The organism is Gottfriedia sp. S16(2024), assembly GCF_050473765.1.
In the GTDB taxonomy this organism is placed as follows: Bacteria; Bacillota; Bacilli; order Bacillales; family Bacillaceae_G; genus Gottfriedia.
The window spans coordinates 516,487-539,671 of the sequence record NZ_JBFLUO010000001.1 but is presented as its reverse complement, the minus strand read 5'-3'; the positions used below and the strand labels follow the sequence as shown (position 1 = coordinate 539,671).

The 23,185-nt window shown below is 32.4% G+C and carries 19 protein-coding genes; 10 read left to right on the top strand and 9 right to left on the bottom strand.

Annotated features, from left to right (window positions below):
• Positions 1 to 208 precede the first annotated feature (208 nt).
• A complete protein-coding gene (locus tag AB1282_RS02750; RefSeq protein ID WP_156339630.1) occupies positions 209 to 352 on the top strand; it encodes a hypothetical protein in 144 nt (47 codons plus the stop codon).
• Positions 353 to 373: 21 nt separating this feature from the next.
• Here AB1282_RS02750 and AB1282_RS02745 read toward each other — a convergent pair whose 3' ends face one another.
• Positions 374 to 925 (bottom strand): signal peptidase I, encoded by a 552-nt coding sequence (locus AB1282_RS02745; RefSeq protein ID WP_429898379.1) that lies wholly within the window; start codon positions 923 to 925, stop codon positions 374 to 376.
• A 474-nt stretch (positions 926 to 1,399) separates the two neighbouring features.
• Here AB1282_RS02745 and AB1282_RS02740 point away from each other — a divergent pair, with 474 nt between their 5' ends.
• The 3 genes from AB1282_RS02740 (at position 1,400) to AB1282_RS02730 (ending at position 6,990) form a co-directional block, all read left to right on the top strand.
• Complete coding sequence (locus AB1282_RS02740) at positions 1,400 to 5,542, top strand: S8 family serine peptidase (RefSeq protein ID WP_429898378.1); 4,143 nt, start codon at positions 1,400 to 1,402, stop codon at positions 5,540 to 5,542.
• Positions 5,543 to 5,691: 149 nt separating this feature from the next.
• Positions 5,692 to 6,402, top strand: coding sequence for a hypothetical protein (locus AB1282_RS02735; RefSeq protein WP_429898377.1), 711 nt, complete (start codon positions 5,692 to 5,694; stop codon positions 6,400 to 6,402).
• A 51-nt stretch (positions 6,403 to 6,453) separates the two neighbouring features.
• Positions 6,454 to 6,990, top strand: a complete 537-nt coding sequence (locus tag AB1282_RS02730) for a hypothetical protein (RefSeq protein WP_429898376.1) — start codon at positions 6,454 to 6,456, stop codon at positions 6,988 to 6,990.
• 112 nt (positions 6,991 to 7,102) lie between these two features.
• On the opposite strand, the gene AB1282_RS02725 is transcribed toward AB1282_RS02730, so the two are convergent.
• Positions 7,103 to 8,347 carry a helix-turn-helix domain-containing protein gene (locus AB1282_RS02725; protein WP_429898375.1) on the bottom strand — a complete coding sequence of 415 codons (1,245 nt, stop codon included), beginning with the start codon at positions 8,345 to 8,347 and terminating at the stop codon, positions 7,103 to 7,105.
• Positions 8,348 to 8,960: 613 nt separating this feature from the next.
• Between AB1282_RS02725 and AB1282_RS02720 the strand changes: the two genes are divergently transcribed.
• The 3 genes from AB1282_RS02720 to AB1282_RS02710 all read left to right on the top strand — a co-directional run bounded on the left by AB1282_RS02720 (position 8,961) and on the right by AB1282_RS02710 (position 13,367).
• On the top strand, positions 8,961 to 10,271 hold the full coding sequence (locus AB1282_RS02720) for a helix-turn-helix transcriptional regulator (RefSeq protein ID WP_056468145.1): 1,311 nt from the start codon (positions 8,961 to 8,963) through the stop codon (positions 10,269 to 10,271).
• Between the two features lie 598 nt (positions 10,272 to 10,869).
• Complete coding sequence (locus AB1282_RS02715; RefSeq protein ID WP_429898374.1) at positions 10,870 to 12,582, top strand: ABC transporter ATP-binding protein; 1,713 nt, start codon at positions 10,870 to 10,872, stop codon at positions 12,580 to 12,582.
• A gap of 74 nt (positions 12,583 to 12,656) precedes the next feature.
• Positions 12,657 to 13,367 carry a methyltransferase domain-containing protein gene (locus AB1282_RS02710; protein WP_429901046.1) on the top strand — a complete coding sequence of 237 codons (711 nt, stop codon included), beginning with the start codon at positions 12,657 to 12,659 and terminating at the stop codon, positions 13,365 to 13,367.
• A 230-nt stretch (positions 13,368 to 13,597) separates the two neighbouring features.
• Here the strand turns inward: AB1282_RS02710 and AB1282_RS02705 are convergent, their stop codons facing one another.
• A complete protein-coding gene (locus tag AB1282_RS02705) occupies positions 13,598 to 13,906 on the bottom strand; it encodes a hypothetical protein (protein WP_056468151.1) in 309 nt (102 codons plus the stop codon).
• Positions 13,907 to 13,966: 60 nt separating this feature from the next.
• Positions 13,967 to 14,878, bottom strand: coding sequence for a bifunctional helix-turn-helix transcriptional regulator/GNAT family N-acetyltransferase (locus tag AB1282_RS02700; protein WP_056468155.1), 912 nt, complete (start codon positions 14,876 to 14,878; stop codon positions 13,967 to 13,969).
• 214 nt (positions 14,879 to 15,092) lie between these two features.
• Between AB1282_RS02700 and AB1282_RS02695 the strand changes: the two genes are divergently transcribed.
• On the top strand, positions 15,093 to 15,839 hold the full coding sequence (locus AB1282_RS02695; protein ID WP_335410526.1) for a TerC family protein: 747 nt from the start codon (positions 15,093 to 15,095) through the stop codon (positions 15,837 to 15,839).
• A gap of 55 nt (positions 15,840 to 15,894) precedes the next feature.
• Here AB1282_RS02695 and AB1282_RS02690 read toward each other — a convergent pair whose 3' ends face one another.
• The 3 genes from AB1282_RS02690 to AB1282_RS02680 form a co-directional block, all read right to left on the bottom strand.
• A complete protein-coding gene (locus tag AB1282_RS02690) occupies positions 15,895 to 16,533 on the bottom strand; it encodes a FusB/FusC family EF-G-binding protein (protein WP_429898373.1) in 639 nt (212 codons plus the stop codon).
• A 151-nt stretch (positions 16,534 to 16,684) separates the two neighbouring features.
• Positions 16,685 to 16,948: a CD3324 family protein gene (locus AB1282_RS02685; RefSeq protein WP_056468164.1), complete on the bottom strand. Its 264-nt coding sequence runs from the start codon at positions 16,946 to 16,948 to the stop codon at positions 16,685 to 16,687.
• Positions 16,949 to 17,251: 303 nt separating this feature from the next.
• Positions 17,252 to 18,154, bottom strand: coding sequence for a LysR family transcriptional regulator (locus AB1282_RS02680; protein ID WP_056468165.1), 903 nt, complete (start codon positions 18,152 to 18,154; stop codon positions 17,252 to 17,254).
• Between the two features lie 539 nt (positions 18,155 to 18,693).
• Here AB1282_RS02680 and AB1282_RS02675 point away from each other — a divergent pair.
• Positions 18,694 to 19,380 carry a response regulator transcription factor gene (locus AB1282_RS02675; protein ID WP_056468168.1) on the top strand — a complete coding sequence of 229 codons (687 nt, stop codon included), beginning with the start codon at positions 18,694 to 18,696 and terminating at the stop codon, positions 19,378 to 19,380.
• Positions 19,381 to 19,450: 70 nt separating this feature from the next.
• On the opposite strand, the gene AB1282_RS02670 is transcribed toward AB1282_RS02675, so the two are convergent.
• Together AB1282_RS02670 and AB1282_RS02665 are read right to left on the bottom strand one after the other, a co-directional pair.
• Positions 19,451 to 20,215, bottom strand: a complete 765-nt coding sequence (locus AB1282_RS02670) for a DUF2935 domain-containing protein (protein WP_429898372.1) — start codon at positions 20,213 to 20,215, stop codon at positions 19,451 to 19,453.
• A gap of 188 nt (positions 20,216 to 20,403) precedes the next feature.
• Complete coding sequence (locus tag AB1282_RS02665; RefSeq protein ID WP_429898371.1) at positions 20,404 to 21,597, bottom strand: M20 metallopeptidase family protein; 1,194 nt, start codon at positions 21,595 to 21,597, stop codon at positions 20,404 to 20,406.
• 437 nt (positions 21,598 to 22,034) lie between these two features.
• On the opposite strand from AB1282_RS02665, the gene anmK reads away from it, so the two are divergent.
• Positions 22,035 to 23,183 carry an anhydro-N-acetylmuramic acid kinase AnmK gene (anmK, locus tag AB1282_RS02660; RefSeq protein ID WP_429898370.1) on the top strand — a complete coding sequence of 383 codons (1,149 nt, stop codon included), beginning with the start codon at positions 22,035 to 22,037 and terminating at the stop codon, positions 23,181 to 23,183.
• Positions 23,184 to 23,185 lie beyond the last annotated feature (2 nt).

Genomic DNA, 23,185 nt, shown 5'->3' with positions numbered 1-23,185 from the left:
ATTTAAGAGCACAATTCGACATTTGAACAGTTTAAGTGGTAAATGAATTAATACATACTTTACTAAAATATGAGACAATTTGTCTTTTATACTTGTTTAATGATTAAGATAGACGATTTAAAAAAACAGTTTTATTAATTCCGTTGTCGTTCTTAACTAGTCCAGCCAGCTAATGAATCTGATAAAGAATTCGAGAGATTATAGTTGAATGACTAGCGAAAGAGAGCGATCATTGACAGGGGTTGAACGGAGTGATCAAGCAGAGCTACTAGCTGTCAAATTAAAAAGCTGCCACTATAAAATGGCAGCTTTTATAATTACTATTTTAGACAATCGATTCCAGTGGATTTAAATAAAGTTTTATAAAACCCAATTACCCCTTGAGAATACCAGACGATTGTGTTTTTTCCCTAGAAAGTCTTTCGAAAACCTCTAAACAAATGTATCCGGTAGCAGGTATTAGTATTAGTAGAATAAATCCAACTGGTCCACTAACAAATTTTGCTACATATCCAGCTTTCGGAACCTTCAATATTAGTTTACCGACGAGATTATTAGAGGTGACAACACTGGAATCTGCTGTATTGTTATTGTCCCCTTTTGTTACAAATCCAATCTTTCCTTGATTTTGTTTAATGGAGACGACACGATGGGTAAAAAACTTTGTAGGTGAATCTCTAAAAGTAATCACATCATTTACTTTTACATCCGATGGCTTCGCCTTTTTAATAATGACTAAGTCACCCGCTTTAATGTAAGGGTGCATACTGTTAGTTAACACGGTTAATGGGCTGACTCCAAAAATGGAGGGCATTTTCTCTGGATGTTTTTTTGATTGAAATGTGAAGTAAAGCAAAAATACTATGACGAATAAAATAATGATGAGAAAAATAATAGAAATGCTTTTAGATACAGTTTTAATCATGAGTTCCCCAACCTTCATTTGATATCAGAATATTCTTATAACCCCTCTTATTTCACTCATTATAAGCTCTTGCTATTTTTTTTAAAACTGAAGAATATTGCCACACCGTTATCATACTTTCAAAAATTAACGATATTACCCCTTTTTTGGGGTAATTGTTATCGTTTTTTCACTTTTTGTTATTTTTAAATAGGAAAAAAGACTATAGGTATTAAGTCGTTTTTTCCATGAATCGCATCAAAAGAAAGCAAAAATGAGAAATATTTCCTATAAATTTTCAGGAAAATGGGCCCGCTTTATGATGATCCAATAAACCACGATTTACGAAAAATAATGGCCTATTTACAATGTGAATAGAGTGAATATTCGTCAAATTTAGAAAACAAATCTAATTAATCGAATAAAGACATCTAGAAAAATTATTGCTTCTTAGTTCACTAATAAAAAGGGAAATAAAGGAGGAAGAGAAAGGGAATGAAGAAAGGGAAATTTGGCCGTGTTTTGTTAGGATCTGCATTAACCGTTAGTTTAGTAGCAGCTTCGGGTGTACCTTTTAATGTGTTGGCGAGGGCTCAGGAAAAGGCAAAGGTTACGAATGCCGAAGAAATACTGAACAACTTAAGCGTTGAACAAAGAAAGGCACTTAAGGAGATTGAAGTAGGATCAGAATTTGTTATTGCACCAGATGTCAAAGTTAACAGTCCTGAAATGGTAAATGTCATTGTAGAATTCAAGCAAGAACCAGCACAAGTGGAAATGATGAAACAAATGGCTTCAGGAAAAAGAATGGTACTATCCTCTGCACAGAATAAAGTAGAGGAATCTCATCAACAATTTAAAAAAGAGTTTAATAAACTTAAAGGTTCAAAAACTACATTCAGTCAAAATTTAAATGAATCAAAGATTGCTAGAGAATATAAAAATGCCTTTAACGGAGTAGCGGTAACTATGCCGGGTAATATGATTGAATCCTTGGTTCAATCAGGTATTGTTAAACGTGTATGGAATAATAAGGAGCTAAAATTGGATCTTCCGAAAGAAACGCAAGATTTAAAGTCAACCGCAATGTCAGGATCCGAAGATAGCAATAGCCAAATTGGCGTGGACAAGCTTCATAGAGAAAAAATCACAGGGAAAGGCATCAAAGTAGGGGTAATTGATACAGGAATCGACTATCATCATCCCGACTTAAAAGATGCATATAAAGGTGGATATGATTTTGTTGACAACGACAATGATCCAATGGAAGCTACCTATGAAGATTGGAAAAAAACAAATTATCCTGAAATAGACCCTTATTCTGGCGCACCTTATTATACTTCGCATGGGACGCACGTTTCGGGAACAATTGCTGCGGAAAAGAAAAATAATGTTGACCATGCAGTAGAAGGAGTCGCACCAGAAGCTGACCTTTATGTATATCGCGTGCTAGGACCTTATGGTGGAGGTTATACAGATGCAGTTCTTGCCGGAATTGATAAAGCGGTAAAAGATGGAATGGATGTAATCAATTTATCTCTTGGTGAAGGTATTAATGATGCCCTTTCCCCAACATCCGTAGCTATTAATAATGCAATGCTTGCTGGGGTAGTTTCTGTAGTTGCAGCTGGAAATTCGGGGCCGGGTGAAAAAACAGTTGGCTCGCCAGGTACATCTTCATTTGCCATAACAGTTGGAGCGAGTGATTATTCACAAACGATTACGACGTATTCCGCGAGTGCGGGAAATGAGAAGTTTAATGAAATGAAGTTACTAGGAAAGAACTTTACGGATAAGTTAGATGAATTAAAAGGAAAATCTCTCCCAGTTATCTATGTGGGGTTAGGAAAAAGTAGTGATTTTACAGGAAAAGATTTAAACGGAAAATTAGCTTTAATCCAACGCGGAGAAATCGCGTTTGATGAAAAGATTCGTAATGCCAAGAACGCGGGAGCTAAGGCGATCATTGTATACAACAATGTAGATGGAGAGATTCCAGCTTATTTGGGAGAAAGCGCTAGTTATGTTCCAACCTTCCAACTTACAAAAGCAGAAGGGGAACGTTTAAAATCTCTGGAAAGTGGCTCCTTTACATTTGAAGAAATGAGCAGTGTGCATACAGAAGGAGATCATTTAGCAGACTTTAGCTCTCGTGGACCAGTTGAGAAGAACTATGATATTAAGCCAGACATTGTTGCACCTGGAGTGGCGGTATTTTCAACCTATCCAGAATATATGAATGACCCTGGAGATGGTGAAAATTACGATATCGCCTACACACGTATGTCAGGAACTTCAATGGCGACCCCTCATGTTGCAGGGTCAGCAGCTTTAATTTTACAAGAGCATCCAGAATATACACCATTTGAAGTGAAAGAAGCCTTGATGAATACAGCAGATGAGTTAAAAGAAAAGTATTCAGTAAATGAAGTAGGGGCAGGTCGTATTGATACGTACGAGGCGGTTCATGCTAATACATCCATTAAAGTAATTGATAAAACAGAAAATATGGATGGAAACCAAACTGTTGAAATTGATGAAGAGACAGGCTCAATGGCGTTAGGCAGCCATTATCAAAAAGATAAGGATATAGATGAAAGCAGAAAAGTAGTGATTCAAAACAGAGATGCGAAAGAAGCGAAAGAATTTAAAGTGGAAGTGGAATATTCACCAGCAAAAGGAAATGTGAAGGATGCAGTGAAAAATGGTGTGAAGGTGACAACACCATCATCTATTACGGTAACCGCTGGCCAATCAAAAGAAATTCAACCATCCATCCATGTTCCGACGAACGCTGAACCAGGAAGATATGAAGGATATATTCATTTTGTAAATGAAAAGGATGGAACCGAAAACTATCAAATACCATTTTCGATTCGCTACACAGATAAAGGGATCGACTATGCTGAATTAGATAGACCGGCTGTTGCAACGGATACAACGAAATTTCATCCATACTTAACTCCATTCGTAAATGCAATGTTTAAATTGAAGAGCCCGATGAAAACAATCGATATTATCATCAAGGACGGAAAAACGGGTCAGCCTGTTGGCTTTCTTGGTTCACTAATAAATGTCGATAACATTGAACCAGATTCAGAAAAATATATTTTATGGGCTTTTACAGGATCTGTTTATCCATTTACCAATGACCCAGCGAATCCTATAGCTAATAAACGTATTAGTTTGCCTGATGGTGATTATACATTTGAAATGATCGCTAAAGATAATGATGGAAAAACTTATGTGAATGATCAAGTGATTATTGTAGATAATAAGCCACCGGAATTAACTTTCAAGGACTATAAGCCAGGTTTCTACGAAGTGGATCAGTCAATGTACACGGATGAAGACGGCTACCACGCTTTATGGGCACATGGTAATGTATATGACTCTACGATTGATCTATTAAAGTCAAAAGGTCTTAACTATGATCAAACTGCAAATTGGCTCTTTTATTATCAAAATTCGGCATGGCCAACAGGCATCCTGCCTATTCAACCTAACGGGGATTTCAAATTTGGATTATTACCGGAAGAAGTTGAAACACCTGTAAATCTAAAACTATACCCATTTGATCTAGCAACAGCTGGGAATCTTTTAGGCTATAATTATACATTTGTCAAAGAAGGAACAGAGTATGTATTACCAAGCTACAACAAGAAAAAAGTAAAACTAGGCGATACAATTACGATGACATTAAGTATCAATAATGTGAAAAAGCTCGTTTCCGGAAAATATGGAGTTGAATATACGAAAAGTTTATACGAATTTAGAGATGTGGTGCTAAACAAAGCTTTTGAAAAATATGCAAATGACCACAAACTAAATGTTTCTCTAGATAAACCGACAATTAATGATGATTTATGGACGAAAACAGTAAATGTTGGTGCATCCTTTAATCAAAAGGATTTTAAAGGCTTTGATGGTGATACCCCATTCCTTGATGTGACATTTAAAGTCATAAATGATGAAAGCTATGATGGACTTGCAGGCATGAATGTAAATAAATTTATGTATACGAAAGTCGGAGAAACGAAGGAAACAACGATACCGGGATACACAAATGAGCAGTTCTCCATAATCCCAAAACATTCCAATGTACGTGGATTCGTTAAGCCGGAAGCATTAGATTCAAATAACAAAACCCAAATCCATGCCAAAGTTTATGCAAAAGCAGGAAATGGCCAAGAATATGTAGGAACGATTGATAAATCGGGACAATATGAGATTCATGGAATTCCAGTTTCAACTAAAGATTATGATATTTATGTAGAAGTTCCGGGGCATTTAACTAGTAAGACAACTGCTAAGTTAAGTAAAGAGGTCGATGGAGAACTAGTGGGAGTAAGCCTTCGAACGTACACAGATCAGTTTCCTGCTGGCGATGTAAACGGAGATGAAGTGATTGATATTAATGATCTAATTCAAGTTGCAGCACAATACGGTAAAAAACATGACAAAGAAGACATCAACCAGGACGGCATAGTAGATGAAAAAGATGTTCGTTTTATTGAAAAGAACTTCTTGAAAATAGGAGAAAATGCGAAGAAAAATGCAAAGCCGCAAGAAAAGCTTGGTAAAAAAGGGTTAGAAGATATTTTACGCACGTTAGGTCTTGAGCCTAATAAAAAATAGAAAGCTAGAAGGATTTTTAATCTAGGAAAAGGCGGGGGGGATTTGTCTTTACATAATGTTTTTGTAGGTAAAGGCAAATCAGTCCTCGGTACACAATCAAGATTAGTGACCTTTACAAAAAAATGTGATTTACATGGGAGAAGAAATTTATGAAAAATGTGAAAAGAGCATTATTAGGCACGACATTAGTAGGAGCACTTGTTGTATCTGTGGGATTTGGAACATATTCCTGGTTTACTTCAGAGACAAATGCTGCTGGTCAGATTGTTAACGGAACATTACAACTAAATGATGGACAAAATATTACAGAAAAAGTTATTGATGGCGTTGATTTTGCTCCTTCCCAATTAAAGTATGGGGAGTGGATGACGGTCAATAATACAGGAACGCTAGCAACAAATATTAAAGCTACTCTAAATCAGAAATTGGATAAGGACGTTAATATAAAAAAATATAAAGTTGGGTATATTGCGATAAAATATAAGCAAAAGCCAACAGGTGATGTTCAAAAAGCGGCGAAAATCAAGCTTGATAAATTATTTGATGGAACGACTAATGTAGTACAATCTCAAACATTTAGTAACGAATCCGAAATTGCACCAGGCGTAAGTGCGGTTACAGGTTTAGTAGGAGAAGAAGGTGTAGCAGGTTATACAGCTGTATCTAATAAAAATTGGCAGCTTGGAAATGGTGCGAACCAAGGATTTTGGAAATTGAAATCGGATGAGTATATTGATATGATGTTTGCCATTAAATTAGATGAAACCGCAAATAATGACTATCAAGGAGTAAAATATTCAGCTGATTTAAAAGTTCAAGCGAAGCAAGTAGATGAAGGTTCTAAGTATGAAGGTGAATAATGTTGTTGGGCAGTCGGTTAATCGACTGCTTTTCTGATAGGAGTAGGTTATATGCGAAAAAGTAAGCGCATGCTAGTTTTTTACTCCATTATTTTAATCTATTGCCTATTTCTATTTGTTGGTAAATTGAATACATATGCTTGGTTTACGGACGAGGTTCGAGCAAGTGGAGAAATAACCAACGCTACAACTAAAGATTTACTTTCTATTTCCACTGGTGATGTGATCTATCAAAGCAAATGTGAGATTTCCCAAAAAATCTCTATTAAAAATATTTCAGACATAATGATTCCTATTAAACTAGTAGATCAACCCCTATTATTGCATCCAGGGGAAACATTTAATAAAACGATGAAACAAAAAGTTTCTTGTGAGGAGAAGGAACATCACTATCATCTATTAGGATTAAATCATTATATTGATGAAATGATAAGTGTCCCTCTTGATCAAAACAAGCTCTCGGGAATGGAGAGTAACAGTGAAGATCCACAGGATAAGACAAACTATTCACCTAAATCAATGAATGATAAAAACGTGGAGCCTAAAGAAAATGATCAAGTAGACAAAGAGAACTCGGTACAATCATGAAGACTTATTTCTAAGTTTATCTTTTACATCAGTGTCCTATAATGTTTTCGGAACTTGGAGCCAGTTAAAAAGAAGCAGGTCAGGAGGATCTCTCTCCTGACCATATTATTAATTAAACGAACATATTCACTCTCCTATGCTTGTCAACTAGTGGAGTAGCAAATTTATTTGCCTTTTCAATATCTCCTTTTTCCATGTAATGATCAAAAAGTTGTACTTGATAATGCTCTGTCAATAAAGACAATCCAGTTTCGGTTAAATAAGGATATACTTTTGCCTCTAAGTAGTGGAAATATTTTTCTTTCCTATGTTGAAGTTTATACAAATGCATGCGGAAGAAGTGAATGAAAATTATGTCTTTCCTCTTTTTTGCAAGTTTCAGCCCTTTTTTAGCAAGCTCAAAGAGTGTTTCTTGAGGTGTTTCTACTTGGTGACTTAATGCATTTAAATAACCTTCCAATGACCCGATATAGTTTTCCGAGAGAGGATTTCGACCCTCTAATGCCTTCTTAAATAATTCACTAGCATCGATAAAATATCCATTTCTAAGTAGATAGTATGCATAATTATGAATGATCATCGACCTTTGTCGCTCTAAACCGTAATTTTCAGCCATTTCGATTAATCTTTTATAGCTTAAGATACTTTCAGGATTATAAAAGTCATCTTGTTCTACTTGAATAAGCATTAGCATCTCTGAATCAATTATTCTAGAAAAACTGCGAGCCTCAGTAAAAAATTGTAGTGCCTTATTCGCGTAATAATAAGCTAGTGTTTTAGAATTGATGGAATGATATGCAATAGCCAAATGATAATAAAATTCTGGATTATAATAGTGGGATAAGTCAAACCTTTTTAAAATAGCAATGGCATTATTGTAGTTCCCTTTATGTAATTCTAAGATTCCTTTAATATGAAGTAACATATTTGTATTATATGGGGAATCATCAAGTTGATTTTCTATTTCTGCAATAATAGGAATGGCCTTATCTGCTTCACCAAAAGATAAATAGTATCTAGTAAGAATAAGTAAGTATTGATGATAAAGTTTTGGAATATGTAAAAGAGGAATCTCCTCCAATTGTTCTTTTAGAAGCTTTGCTTTTGAATCAAATCGTAAAATAATTGCTTCATGCCATGATTTTAATAGTAGCTCCGATTGAGCATATGATTCTATTTCTGCTTTTAAATCAATCCCTAAGCGCTTAGACAATAATTCTATTAAATCTTTCGAAACTTCTGTTAAGCCTCGTTCAATTTTGCTTAAATGAGTGTTGGAACAGATGCCATTTCCTAATTCACTTTGAGTCATCCCTTTACTTTCTCTGTAATATTTTATAATTTTTCCTTCAAGCACTTTTTTTGTCCCCCCTATCTAAATACTAGGTAATTTACCAAATTTTCCTTTTAATTTAATCAGGTTCAACTATTGGAAGACTGGAATTTTATTTCTTTGTGCAGTATGCCCAAATGAAATTATTGCTTTTTGGATTATCTAAACGAAGACGGTAGTAGGTAATCATTCTAAAATTATTATGTTCCACTAGCTAATCGATGTTCTCCGGAGTTATTTCATTATATACAAGTGGGAAAATTCTGTTAATTGGGAAAAATATTGTAAATTACAGTAGAATTTTCGTACTTTATACGTTTTTATCTCAAAATAAACTAGCATTAATAATTAAAAATTGTATGTTTTCTAACTTGGGAAATTTTTTGAAAAAAGGAAGATTATCATACTTTTTTTATTAAAAAAAAATTAAAAATAAAACTCTAACCACTAAAAATGGTTAGAGTTTGGTTAGGGTTTTTCTTTTTTTTTTAATCGTTCTATAAGCATTAAACAAATAGCATATTGAATTCAAATAAAATGCCTTGGTTGAAAAATAAAACATCATATATGTTTATATAGATTATGACATATATAATGTTATTAGATTGTATTTGGATTAAAAAAGGGGAGTTGCTTTATGTCTATCGGGAAAATCATTTATTATCATCGCAAGAAGCAACATATGACTCAGGAACAACTCTGCCATGGAATTTGTTCTGCTACTCACTTGAGTAAAATCGAAAACAATTCCAAAGAAGCGAATATAAAAACGTTGCAAAAGCTATGCGAGAGATTGGAAATCTCAATGGAGGAAGAAACTAAAAAAACGCAACTTTTAAAGCAGAAACTTGATTTGTTTTATGATGCAATGGAACGTCTTCATAAAGAAAAAGCAGCAACATTATATGACGAGCTAATGGAGCATAAAGAATTTGTCCAATGTATAGAGATCATCTATTTGTATGAATTATACATGCTTCGTTATTTATTATACTTGGATCGATATTCGGAATTTGAAGAAGAGTCGTTGAAAATGAAAAAGGATGTACCAAAGTATTCTTCATATGAGCTATTTGTATGGAGGTTTCTCAAAGCCATTTATTACGGCCGAACACAAAAATACGCACAAGCGCTCAATATTCTAAACAAGTTGGAAGAACAAGCAGAACAATATAGTGAAAGAATTACTGATTATTATTACTATAGATCGACAACACATGGTCATATGTTTCAGTATTCTTTATCCATTGATTATGCAAATAAAGCATTAGCAGTTTTTCAAGATAAGAACAACATCTTACGGATTATGCATATCAAAATCATAATGGCTGTTAATTTAATTTACATTGGTGAATTTAATAGAGCGGAACAAATGCTTGATTTAATCTTAAGCGATGCTGATTTACTACAGGATATAACCATGAAAGCAATGGCTCTGCATAATTTAGGCTATTTGCATCAAAGACAGGGGAATGTTGAAACAGCACTTGATTTTTTCTCTCAATCTCTTAAATTTAAGCAGAAATATACACATTCCTATTATTTGACTATCTCAACGATTGCAGACATGCTTATCCAATATAACCAACATGAAAAGGCGTTAGAACTATTAAAACCAGAATTGGATTACTTTCAAGACGATAAATCTTCAAATTATATTAAGCTTAAAATATTGTATCTAGAAGCCACTAGGAATAAAAAGAAGCTTGTTAAATATTTAATAAAGCATGTGCCTCCAAGGGGAGAACAGAATGTAGTGTTAAATAATGGGATAAAATATTTCGATATGATAATAGCATATTATGAAGAGAAAAATGAGATCACTACTGCTTATCACTATCTAAAAATATCCAATCAATTTCTTAAGAAGTTACTTCATAATCTAGAAAGTCCTTTGGAACTTGAAAATTTGAAATTAATATCAACGGAGAATAAATTAAATTTTTAATTAAATAGACAAGTTGAACTGAACAAGTTTAGCCTTAATTGAACGAAATATTTTATTTAGCTTTTTTCAGTTCTTAAATAGTGCTGATCATTGTTTTCTCTTCTTCTGTTATTTCTTCTTTTTTAGAATATCCAATCATTAACTCGATAAGGATTTCTCAATTTCTACGAAACCTCTATATTGTAGAATAGCCTCTTATAGTAAAATCACAATTTTAACTGATATGATTTATTCATCATAAAAGTTGGTTTTAATTAATGAATTATGATTACTAGTTCAAATTGATATACATTAAGTAAATCTTGAATGTAGACAAGTAATGACTACTCTTAAACGAGTAGTTTTTTTATGTCTACTTTTTCTTATAAATAAAAATAGAATTCCATTTATGCGAATGAATAAAATTATCTATATTAATAGCAGTCTCTAAAACATAATTAAGTTCACAAAAAAGTATTTCTTCCTCGTAAATCTTGTTTTGGATCTCCTACTAAACTTATATTGGAAAATTCTGAAATGATAGCACACTTAAAACACATATGGTAAGGTATTAACATCTAACGAACTAGATTAATCAATAGAATAGAGGTGCCGAATTTTGATTAAACGCTTTTTTAGTTATTATCGCCCGCACAAAAAGTTATTTTATATAGACTTTTTCTGTGCAATATTAGTAGGGTTAATGGAGCTTGGATTTCCTTTAGCAGTGTCTTGGTTTATTGATAAACTGCTGCCGGAAGGGAACTGGAGTAAAATTATCTCGATCAGTATCGGACTTTTAGTACTTTATTTAGTAAGTTCTGGTATGCAATTTGTTGTGAATTATTGGGGCCATAAACTTGGTATTAATATTGAGACTGATATGCGTCGTGAGTTATTTAATCATGTTCAACGGCAATCTTTTCGTTTCTTTGATAATACGAAGACTGGTCATATAATGAGCCGGATTACAAATGATTTAATGGATATTGGTGAATTAGCACACCATGGTCCAGAGGATTTATTTATTGCAATTATGACCTTCATCGGTGCATTTTGGATTATGCTAGCAATTAATGTGAAGCTTGCATTAGTAGCAATTATAATTGTTCCATTTTTAGTTTGGTTGATTTCATACTCAAACATGAAAATGAATAAATCATGGAGTAAAATGTATGGAAATATTGCGAATGTAAATGCACAAGTTGAAGATAGTGTTTCAGGTGTAAGGGTAGTTCAATCTTTTACTAACGAACAATATGAAATGAAACGATTTAATAAAAATAACCAATACTTCCGTAAAACAAAACTAAAAGCTTATAAAGTTATGAGCATGAATTTATTAGGAATCTATGTATCTACTCGATTAATGACACTTGTTATTCTAGTTTTTGGAGCTTGGTTAAGTTTTACGAAAATTTTATCGTATGGAGAATTAGTAGCGTTTATTTTATATTTAAACATTTTATTTAAACCAATTGATAAGATTAGTGCTTTATTAGAACTATATCCTAAGGGTATGGCGGGCTTTAAACGTTTTACTGAATTAATTGATAATGAGCCAGACATTGTAGATACTCCTGATGCAATTGAAGTAGTTAATTTAATAGGGGATATTAAGTTCAAAAATGTTTCATTTGGTTATGAAAACAAACGTAGAATATTAAATGATCTTTCCTTCTCTATTGAGGCTGGTAAAACAATTGCCTTTGTAGGTCCTTCAGGAGCTGGGAAAACTACAATTTGTTCATTAATTCCAAGGTTTTATGATGTTTTAAACGGTGCGATTACAATTGATGGAATTGATATTCGAAACATGACGAAAGAATCATTGCGATCAAATATCGGAATCGTACAACAGGATGTCTTTTTATTTACAGGTACATTAAAAGAAAATATAGCTTACGGTAAGTTAAATGCAACAGATGAAGAAATAGAAGAAGCAGCTAGAAAAGCCCACTTAACTGACTTAATTGCTTCATTACCTGATGGTTATGAAACTCAAATTGGAGAAAGAGGATTAAAGCTTTCTGGGGGACAAAAACAACGATTAGCAATTGCTAGAATGTTTTTGAAAAATCCACCAATCCTAATATTAGATGAAGCTACTTCGGCATTAGATACAGAGACAGAAGCAATTATTCAAGAGGCATTAAATGATTTATCAAAAGATCGAACAACATTAGTTATTGCTCATCGATTAGGCACAATTAAAAAAGCAGATCGAATTTTAGTAATCACTGAAGAAGGAATTGCTGAAGATGGTACTCATACAGAATTGCTATCACAGGAAGATGGGATTTTTGCTAGACTTCATGCTCATCAAATTTAACACAAAAAACATTTTTAATAAGAAGGTGTTTTGTATTGATTGAAAATTTTACTGGTAAAGCAGATCTATATTCGATGTTTCGCCCCAGTTATCCGAATGAATATATCAATTATTTACTCTCAGAAAATCATTTAAGTGAGGGGAGTGTTATTGCAGACATTGGCTCGGGTACGGGTATTTTAACGAAACTTTTACTTGAAAAAAAGTTAAATGTTTTAGCAATTGAGCCAAATAATGATATGCGAGGGATCGCTGAGAAGACTTTGAAGATATATGATCAATATAAGTCAATTAATGCAACAGCTGAAAATACTTCTCTAAAAATTAATAGTGTTGATTTAATAACAGTAGCGCAAGCATTTCATTGGTTTGATAAAGAAAAATTCCGGTTAGAATGCAAACGGATCTTAAAAGAGAAGTCAAAAGTATCTCTAGTTTGGAATAGTAAAGATTTATTAAGTCCCTTAATGATTGAACTGCAGGAGATTTGCAAAGAAACTTGTCCTAAGTTTAAAGGGTTTAGCGGTGGAATAGAAGACACGCCAGATGTTACTAACCAATTTTTTAAAAACGGGATTTATGAAACGATGGTTTATAGAAATGATTTGGAAATGGATTTAGAAGGATTTTTAGGTAGAAACTTATCTTCTTCTTTTTCTCCGTTACGTGGGGAAAAAGAATTTGAGCCATATAGAACTGCACTTACAAATTTATTTTATAAGTACAATCTAAAAGGGAAAATCGTTTATCCGTATATTACTAAAAGTTATTTAGGTTATGTGTAGACAAAGTACTAAAAGCTTGATTTTCAGACTGATTGCAAGCGCTTGTCTTTCGAGGCGCGAAGCCTGGTGAGGAGCGGAGTTACCTTTACACGGTAATGAGCACCGCAGACAGGCGAAGTAACGAAGAAAGCGAGCGTTTGTCAACAGTCTGAAAGAGCATCAAAACCGATGCTCTTTTTTTTGAAAAACTAGCGTTGTTTATTCTCCTCTATATATAATTTTCGTCCCGTCTACATGTTGATCCAATTTATTAGAAATGTATCGTCTGACACAAATGTATTTCCTGATTTATTCGGTAACTTCCGATCTGATCCAAGTATAGATAAATGATACGAATATCCAGTTGTAGCACCGCAATCTCTTTGGAAAATATAAGCCACTTTATCGCCTTTAGGAGATACTTCTTTATGGGTTATTTCATTTCCGCACATATCTCCAAATAAATAATCTAGTGTAAAATATCCAGCTAGAGATATTACCGTTATGACCGCTGCAATGATTGGAAATATTTTTATAATCTTTATCAATTTGTATTTCATTATTTTCTCCGTCTTAAAAATCTATAAGCTATCCTATAAATTAAAAGAGGACTTATTTTTTTATGAAAGCACTAAATCCCATCTTTCCTCAATTAACTCAGATCCAGTCCATTCGAAGTTAGGTTTCTCTTCAGTTAAAGTAAAGTTATATTTTTTGTAAAGATAACGTGCGGTCTCTAATGTGCTTACAGTCCATAAAAATACATGTTCGAATTCATTTTCTTTACAAAAGTTGAGCGCTGTTTCGATTAGCTTTTTACCGATACCTAATCCTTGGTATTTTTCATCTAATACAAACCATCTAAGCTGTGCTACTGACTCATTTGCCTTCGTTATAGCAATTGATCCGACGATTTCTCCATTTACTTCTGCGACCCAAAGTTCTCCTCCGTTAGAATTCATTAAAAATTCACTTAACCCTTTCATTACATAATATTCAAATATATGTCCAAATTGGTAGGTCGTACTATAAATCTTTCCATGAATATAAGCGACATAACCTACATCGCCAGGTTTAAATGGTCGAATTGAAATTTCAGGAATAGGTGTCTGATTTAATGAGAAAATTGATTCAATTGTTTCCATTGATTTTACTAGCTCTTTTACTTCAGGGGTAGAAAGGCTTTGAATCATACTTTCTACTCCGATATTCGCATCTTTAACTAATTTATTGTAAATTTCGTTTCCTTTTACCGTTAAATGAAGAGTATATTGACGTTTATCTTCAGGAGATTTGATTTTTGTAATGATGTTGTCGTCTTCGAATCGTTGAATAATGCGACTTAAATAACCACGATCAATGCCGAGTTTTTCAATAATATCTGTGGCAGTACATCTGTGGTTTTCATTGATTTCTGTAATGATTCTGGCTTCGGTTAATGGAAAAGGGTGATTATAGATTTCTTGATCAATTTTTCCCAATACATTAGCATAATGTCTGTTAAATTTGCGTATTTTTTCAACATAATTCATATTTTTATCACCCTTCAATATTCTGAAATTTTAGATTACTAATAATATAAACTAAGATAGTTGACTAAGTCAACTATCTTGAGTGTGATAAAAGTACAAATGGTGAAAATTGTACTAGAATATTCAAAAATTTGGATAAGAAATTTATAAAAAACAGAATATAATTAAAAAGTGGTTAAAAAAAGGTTAAAAGTAAATTAAATAGGGGGAAAACATGGAGCTATCTTTATTACTAGAGTACGGGTGGGTACTAATTATTCTAATTTTATTAGAGGGTTTATTATCGGCCGATAATGCACTAGTGCTTGCTGTTATGGCAAAACATTTACCAGAGGAACAACAAAAGAAAGCAATAAATATTGGTTTACTTTTAGCTTTTATTTTTCGAATCGGTGCCATTTTTATTATTTCATTTCTTTTTAATGTATGGCAGGTTCAAGCAATTGGAGCGGCGTATTTAATCTTCATAGCATTAAAGCATTTATTTAAAAAGCATGATGGTGATAAAGGAAAAAAGGGAAAAAGCTTTGGTATGACAGTTGCTCAAATATCATTAGCAGATATAGCATTTGCGATTGATTCTATTTTAGCAGCAGTAGCGCTAGTAATCGATCTACCTAATTCAAAAATGGGTAATATAGGTGGCATGGATGGAGCTAAATTTATAATCATTGTAATTGGAGCAATTGCAGGTTTAATCGTCATTCGTTTTGCGGCAGGTATTTTTGTTAAATTGCTGACAACACGACCAAGTCTAGAAACAGCAGCAATGCTTTTAGTAGGTTGGGTAGGGGTTAAACTATTAATGCATACTTTGGCACATCCTTCTCTACACATTATTTCACATCATTTCGTTGAAGGACCAATCTGGAATACGATTTTCTGGTCAGTCATGCTTTTAATCGCTTTAGGTGGCTGGTTTCTCTCTAAAAAGAAATCAACAGATACAAACGTAGAATAAATGAAAAATAATAGAAAAATCGCTTAGGTTTATGGATCTAAGCGATTTTTAGTGTTCACTGTTTAACTAACATAATAAAATCATGCAGTTTATCTAGCGACATAATATTTTGATTGCATACTTGGCTATCCTTGCAAATGTAATTTCCTCTTTGTGTAAAAGTACCTTCAATTTTTCCTTTTGTTTTTGTCATGAATAACCCTAAGTCTCCGTATTTATTACATATTGTGCAGTTGCCTCTTTTTTTCATAGGATTAAAAGTACCTTGTAAGCCAATTAGTTTGTCATTTAAATATGTGACAATAAACTTTGAATTAGAGCCTAAATCATCCCATCCAATATATGTTGTCTCAACTAAATCAATATTTTGTAATAAAGGAAGCTTTAATTTTTTTGCTTTAGGAAATAGCTTTTTGATGGATTGTTCTGATACTTCTTTAAAAGGTATTATATAAGGCTTTAGTCGGCTCAGTAAAACATCCGCTTGATCGGAATTTTTAATTGTGCTAATTGGACTGAAGAGTGTATGCTGATCTTCAGTAAGGTCAGGAAATAAACTTAGTATTTTGTCGTTAACTAGTGAATGTAATGCATTTAAAACAGCTTTATCATTTACTGTGGAATGTCCATTTGTTAAGACTTGAAGTTGATGTTTAATAAAATTATATTGTTCCGTTCGAATAAAAGGTTTCATTGTATATCACTCCTAATTTGAGAGGAAAGTTCGATTTATAACTTAACATCTTTAATTTACATCAAAATAGTGGATTTATATATGTTGAGTTTATGTAAGAAACAAAGTTGCCATAAAAAAACACTGATGAAGATATCAGTGTTTTTTTTATTTATTTAGTATATACAATTTTTTTTATCGTTTCGATTGAGAGAAAATATTCTTTTGCTAATTGCTCGATTGATTGACCATTTTTAAATGCTTCTTTGATCGCTTTATTTCGGCTGTCAATTAGCTTCCTTGTACCTGAACGTGAGCCCCATTTTTTGTGAACTTTTTCAGATTTTGGAATATAAAGTGTTTCTCCCTGTACGTACTTTTGTATTTCCAATAATAACTTTTCAGGTAAAATAGCAGTTGCTTTTATATATGCCATCTTTGCCAGCCCCTTATTCTTATTTAGTAAATAAGGTGCAAAGCCGTTGAATCAGAACTGCTTACTTGGGCGATTAGTAAAACCTACCCATGCAAAGTATCGCCTTTCTAAATCTAGGCTTTGCATGGGATGCTGATTTATCTGACAAACTAACAGTACTTGTCATAATAGATCACCTCCTAAAGAAATCATAAAAACTTTTTATTTATTATAAATTATATTTGTTCGGATTGCATTTGTTACTTATGAATAATATGAAAAAGGAATAGAAAGCCTTATAGAGATTGTTCCTATTCCTTTTCATTATTTATTTAACTGAAATAATATGTGTTTAATCATCTCACTAGATGAACTTGATAATCCATGTTCCTGCGAATAAATAGCCCATATATCTTGATATATGTAATTCGTTTCGTCAGTATAAGTAATCGGTATTACCTTGAGTTCATCATTACGAAACGTTGGGTAGTTTTTTACTGTAAACTCATGAATAAAAGAAAAACCAGCACTTTCCTTAACGACGTTTAATAGTAGTCTAGGATTATTTGTCGTTAAGATCACATGATTAGTAATACATTTTGAAAACTTTTTTACTATGCCATTTTTTGTATTTTTTAATATTACTATTTTCTCATTATTTAAATCTGCAGGTGTTACATATTCATAATTGAATAATTTAGAATTCTTTCCAACTACAATACCTACTCTTGCTCTACTGATTAACTTTTTACCCAATTTTGGATATTTATCTAATTCTTCTTTCTCTATTGGTAGGAAACCAACATCATAACGATCTGGATTAAAACTTTTTAGTAGCTGTTCTTGAAGCATTTCTTCAACGTCAATTGAGATTTGAGGATTTTCTAAATTGAAGTTTGTCACTGCTTCTTGAAAAATATCAAAAAATGCTGTTGCTGCAACGATCTTTAACTGTTTTTCTTTTTTTATATTTAAGTTAAAAAGTTCCTCATTTAACTGCTTAATATTCGATAATATATTTATTGCTTTCAATATTACAATATTTCCTTCAGGTGTAGGTGTAGTGCCTATCCTTGAACGATTAAATATTGTTATATTTAATTCTCTTTCTAGTTGTGAAATAGACTGGCTTATAGCTGATGTAGAGATATATAACTTTTCGGCAGCTTTAGATATTGATTTTTCACTTGCTACATAAACAATATACTCTAATTGTTCGAAATTCATAGTAATCTCCTAATAATAAAAAATTCTAATACATGTAGTAACTTAAGAACATAAAAACTTAAAAGATAGTGGACATAGATGGTCAAAATTTAGTAATTTCATTATTTTAGAGGAGCTAATAAAATTATATTGTGGATATGGTATGAAGGAACAGTTAAGATAAGAAAACAGTTTAATAATACACCTTTTTTATTGGAAAATCTTGTACATAGTTAAATTTATATTATTAAAATAATTCTTGTATTTTGTTCATTAATCGTTTTTTACTAAAAAAGCAAGAAGTTGAAACGTTGCAAAGTAAAATTTTTCCTGGAGAAAATTATAGTAATAAAAAAATATGTGTACATAGATATCATAATATAAGACCGTAAGTTTTTGAAACCTTTATTTTAACGATTTAGTTTAAATTTTAATAACAATAATCTTTTGTTTAAGAAGTACTTAACTTTAATTTCAAAAATATTTAATTTATTTAATCAATTCAAATATGTACAATACAAATGTTGCTATAAAAAAATTGCAAATTGGAGGTGGCAGTAATGTTAGCAAAATTAGTTCAAAATCATCCAAGAAATAATAATACTGTTATTTTTGTTGAAAATTCGCTTTTCGTTGCGGGTATTCGTACAATATTAGAATTTAATCAAATAAATGCTATTAAAATTAATTTAGAAGATAGTTTTTCTTTCCAGGAAGTAAGTCATTCAATTCTTATAACACAAGTTTCAGGAGAAGAAATGGTAAAGTATGCAAAAAGTATTATGTTACATGATGATTCTTCGAAAATAATTACCATTAAAAACTCTTTAGACTTTTATGAAATAGATCGTTTATTGAATGTAGGAGTAAAAGGTATTTGTTTAACAGATGTTGACGAGGCATATTTAGTGAATACTGTTAAGCTAGTACAAGGTGGACAATTCATGGTAGATAATCGCTTTACAAATGAATTGATAAAAGAATACAAGTTTCTCAAGGATAATTCAATCCATTTTATGCCGCCCAATGATTCATATATAAAAGAGTTACTTACAAATAGAGAATACGAAATACTTCACCTTTTAGTAAAGGGATTTTCGAATATCCAAATTGGTAAGGAATTATTTATTTCGAATAAAACGGTCAAAAATCACGTTGCCAATATTTTAATGAAATTAGACGTTCCGGATCGCTTAAATGCAGTCATAAAAGTAATTAAAAATAACTGGATTTCAATAAAACAATAATTTAAAGTAAAAGAGCACTCTATTTCACACATTCTTGCGTGTTAAATAGAGTGCTTTAATTTTTATAAAATTAATTATTTATGGATGAAGATTCTTCTAATTTTTTTAAGAAATACATTTCTTCTCTGTACATATGATCTGCCATTAAAGCGGAAAAGTTACTCAACATTTGGCTTGAAATATCTAATTCTTCAATTTCTTTTAGAAATATTTGAAATAGCTGGATTTCTAATTTAACGTCTTGATTCATTCTTTTTAATGCAGGAAATGTACTTAGTTTAGTACGTAAATATCCGGTAAGTTCTACTGCTTTCAGATAGAAGTGTTCAAAATGCTTTGTAAATTCGTGACTTTTCTTTCTTAGCATGTTTTCTGTACCATCGAGATTAGTATAAATGGCATCTGCGTGACCTGCCGCATCTAGCACCCATAATAAATGATGATGAAGTTCATTGAAGATCGGTGGGGTTTGATTTTGTTTTAAGTAGGTTAGTACTAATAAATATTCTTCCAATTCATTAACCATATGGTTTAAAAATGTAGGTGTTAAGTGAATCATAAAATTAGCGTCTGTAATATGTTTCGTTAGCAGTGAAAGTTTAAAATCGCGTAGTGCTAAAGCACTTTTTTCAGCTTGAATTGTAATTTCGTTCATATTTTCATTGTTATTTACACTAGTAAATAAATTATTAAAAATTACGTAAAATTGTTTTGCAATCTTAATTTCTTCCTCTTGTTTAGACGGTAAAGCATCTAATATAAATTGAGAATGATCTCTTAACACATGCAACCAAAATGAATGCTCAAAATTGGCAGTTTGTACAAAATCCGGCATAAAATCCCCCCTATAAACTCTACAAGGTAATTATATTAAGAAGTGTCCTAAAATATTAGCAGGAAGTGTTGGAAAAGGTAGTGGGTAAATTGGGTCCTAACTCAAAGCTTTTTTAATCAATTTAGCTAATATATTAAAAATAAAAAAAGTGAAAACATTGTTTAATCAATGAGTTCACTTTTTGTCTATTATTTATCAAGAGTTGTATCCGTTAATAGTTTTAATACTGATCGGGCCATTAGTTTTACACCAATTTTTATTGAGTCTTCATCGACCATAAATTTTGGGTGATGCCATCCATACGTTATATCTTTTCCTTTAATGCCAGAGCCTAACCATATATAAGAACCAGGGACTTTTTGTTGATAGAATGAAAAATCTTCTCCGCCCATTGTCGATTCTGCAGTCACAACATTTTCTACTCCGACTATTGAGATTGCAGCTTCACGTACTACTGAAGTAACCTTCGAATGGTTAAATACTGGTGGCAGTAATACTTGATAATCTATTTCTACTTCTCCACCAAGTGAATGTACAAGGTTTTGAACTAGTGTTTGAAAGTTTTCTTGAATTTGCTTTCGAATTGTTTCATTTGAAGTTCGAACTGTGCCTTTTAAAACTGCAAATTCCGGGATCACATTATTTGTATTCCCAGACTGAAACGATCCAACAGTTATGACAGCAGATTCTTTTGGAGAAATTGTTCTGCTAACTAGAGTTTGTAGTAGGTTGACAACTGCGCTGCCAATTACAATCGGATCAATTGCTTTTTCAGGAAGTGCTGCATGACCGCCTTTTCCTTTAATCGTAATTTCAAAATCATCAACACTTGCCATTAGGAAGCCTTCTTTAATCCCAACCGTACCAACTGGGAGATCCGGCATATTGTGAAGACCAATAATTGCTTTTACATCGTTAAGTAAGCCTTCAGCAATCATTTCCTCGGCGCCTCCTTCAGATTCCTCAGCAGGTTGAAAGATTAGTCGAACTGTACCGGGAATCAGGGGTTTTAATTCCTGTAAAATTAATCCAACTCCGAGTGTAATAGTAGTATGAACATCATGTCCACACATATGAGCGATTCCATCTACAGCTGAACGAAATAGTAAGTCAGATTCTTCTTGAATTGGAAGTGCATCAATATCAGCTCGGAGTGCAACAATCGGCCCTGGATTACCACTTATTTCGGCTGCAGTTCCTGTTTGACTATTCAACTGTATTTTTTTGATATTAGCTTTTTCTAATTCTTGATTGATAAAATTCGTTGTTTGAAATTCTTGATTACTTAATTCAGGATACATATGTAAATGTCTACGTATCTCTATTAATCTAGTAAAATATTGATCTGCTAATTCATCTATTTGTGTCTCTAAATGCTTCATCTTAGATTCTCCTTATTGTTATATAGAATTTTTGTTTGATTATGTAAAGAATTGTATAATTATTCTGTTGTTCATTCAATACTTTTTTACTAGTTACTAATTTGTCTCAGATAGTTATGCCTAATTTATCAACGCAATGAATGGGTTTTTAGAAATTATATTGTATGGATTTTTAATTAAGTATAATTTTTACGGGAGAGGATTAAATGAGTAATAATTCATATTGGAGCAATTTATTATTCTAGATAAGAAATGAATCATGGGGGGATGTGTGGTGTTTAAATAAGTCTATAAAAATCCCTTTCTATTCACAGATTTCTTAAAAACATCAAAGATTGCTTTTTGAAAAATTCTAAATAAACTTTCATTGTTTTCTTTTACAAAATTGAAATTCTGTTTTAAGGTATTAGTAATAAAAATATGAAGGAGTGAATGAATTGGGATATGCAGTTGGATTAATGTCAGGTACATCTTTAGATGGAATCGATGCAGCTTTAGTAGAAATCACTGGATGTGGAACTGATACAGAAGTAAGATTGATTGATTTTATGACAGTTCCTCTTGAGGAAGGTTTATTAAAAGAAATTCAAGATGCGATTACACTTGTTTCTTCAAACGCTCAGCATTTATGTAGTTTAAACTTTAAGCTTGGCTATGCTTTTGCAGATGCAGTAAAGGAAATTTGTAGTAAAAACGAATTTTCATTAGATCAACTTGAGTTTATTGGGTCGCATGGTCAAACGATTTATCACCAGCCTGAAGCTCTTGGGAATTTCATTCAATCTACATTGCAGTTAGGGGAGCCAGCGGTTATTGCATATGAAACAAACACGAAAGTTGTTTCTAATTTTCGAGTGATGGATATGGCAGCTGGCGGGTATGGGGCGCCTTTAGTTCCACATTCAGAGTTATTACTTTATAAAAGTAAGACTAAAACTCGTTTACTACAAAACATTGGTGGGATCGGTAATGTTACGATCATTCCAAGGAATTCTACAATCGATGATTTGGTAGCCTTTGATACAGGTCCAGGTAATATGATTATTGATGAAATTTGTAAGCGTTATTTTAATAGTCCATATGATGTTAATGGAGATTTGGCTGCGGAAGGTAATGTAAATGAGAGATTACTAGAAAGATGCATGAGTATTTCTTATATTTTAGCACCTATACCTAAAACAACAGGAAGAGAGTTATTTGGTACACAGTTTGTTGATGAAATTTTGGAAGAGTTTTGTGATATTTCACCGGTTGATTTAGTAACTACAATGACGATGTTTACTGCAAAATCGATCGCTGAAAATTATAAAAAGTTTATTTTACCAGACCATCCAATCGATGAAGTAATTGTAGGTGGCGGAGGTAGCCATAATAAGACGCTACTACGCATGCTTCAAGAATTATTAGGTGTGGATTCAAAAGTATTAGTTCAAGAAGATATTGGTTTTTCTTCGGACGCAAAAGAAGCAATTGCCTTTGCGATTTTAGCAAATGAAACTTTAAACGGTTTACCAAGTAATGTACCTGGAGCAACAAAGGCAAATCGTTTAGTTGTTTTAGGAAATATTACACCAATACCATACTAGGA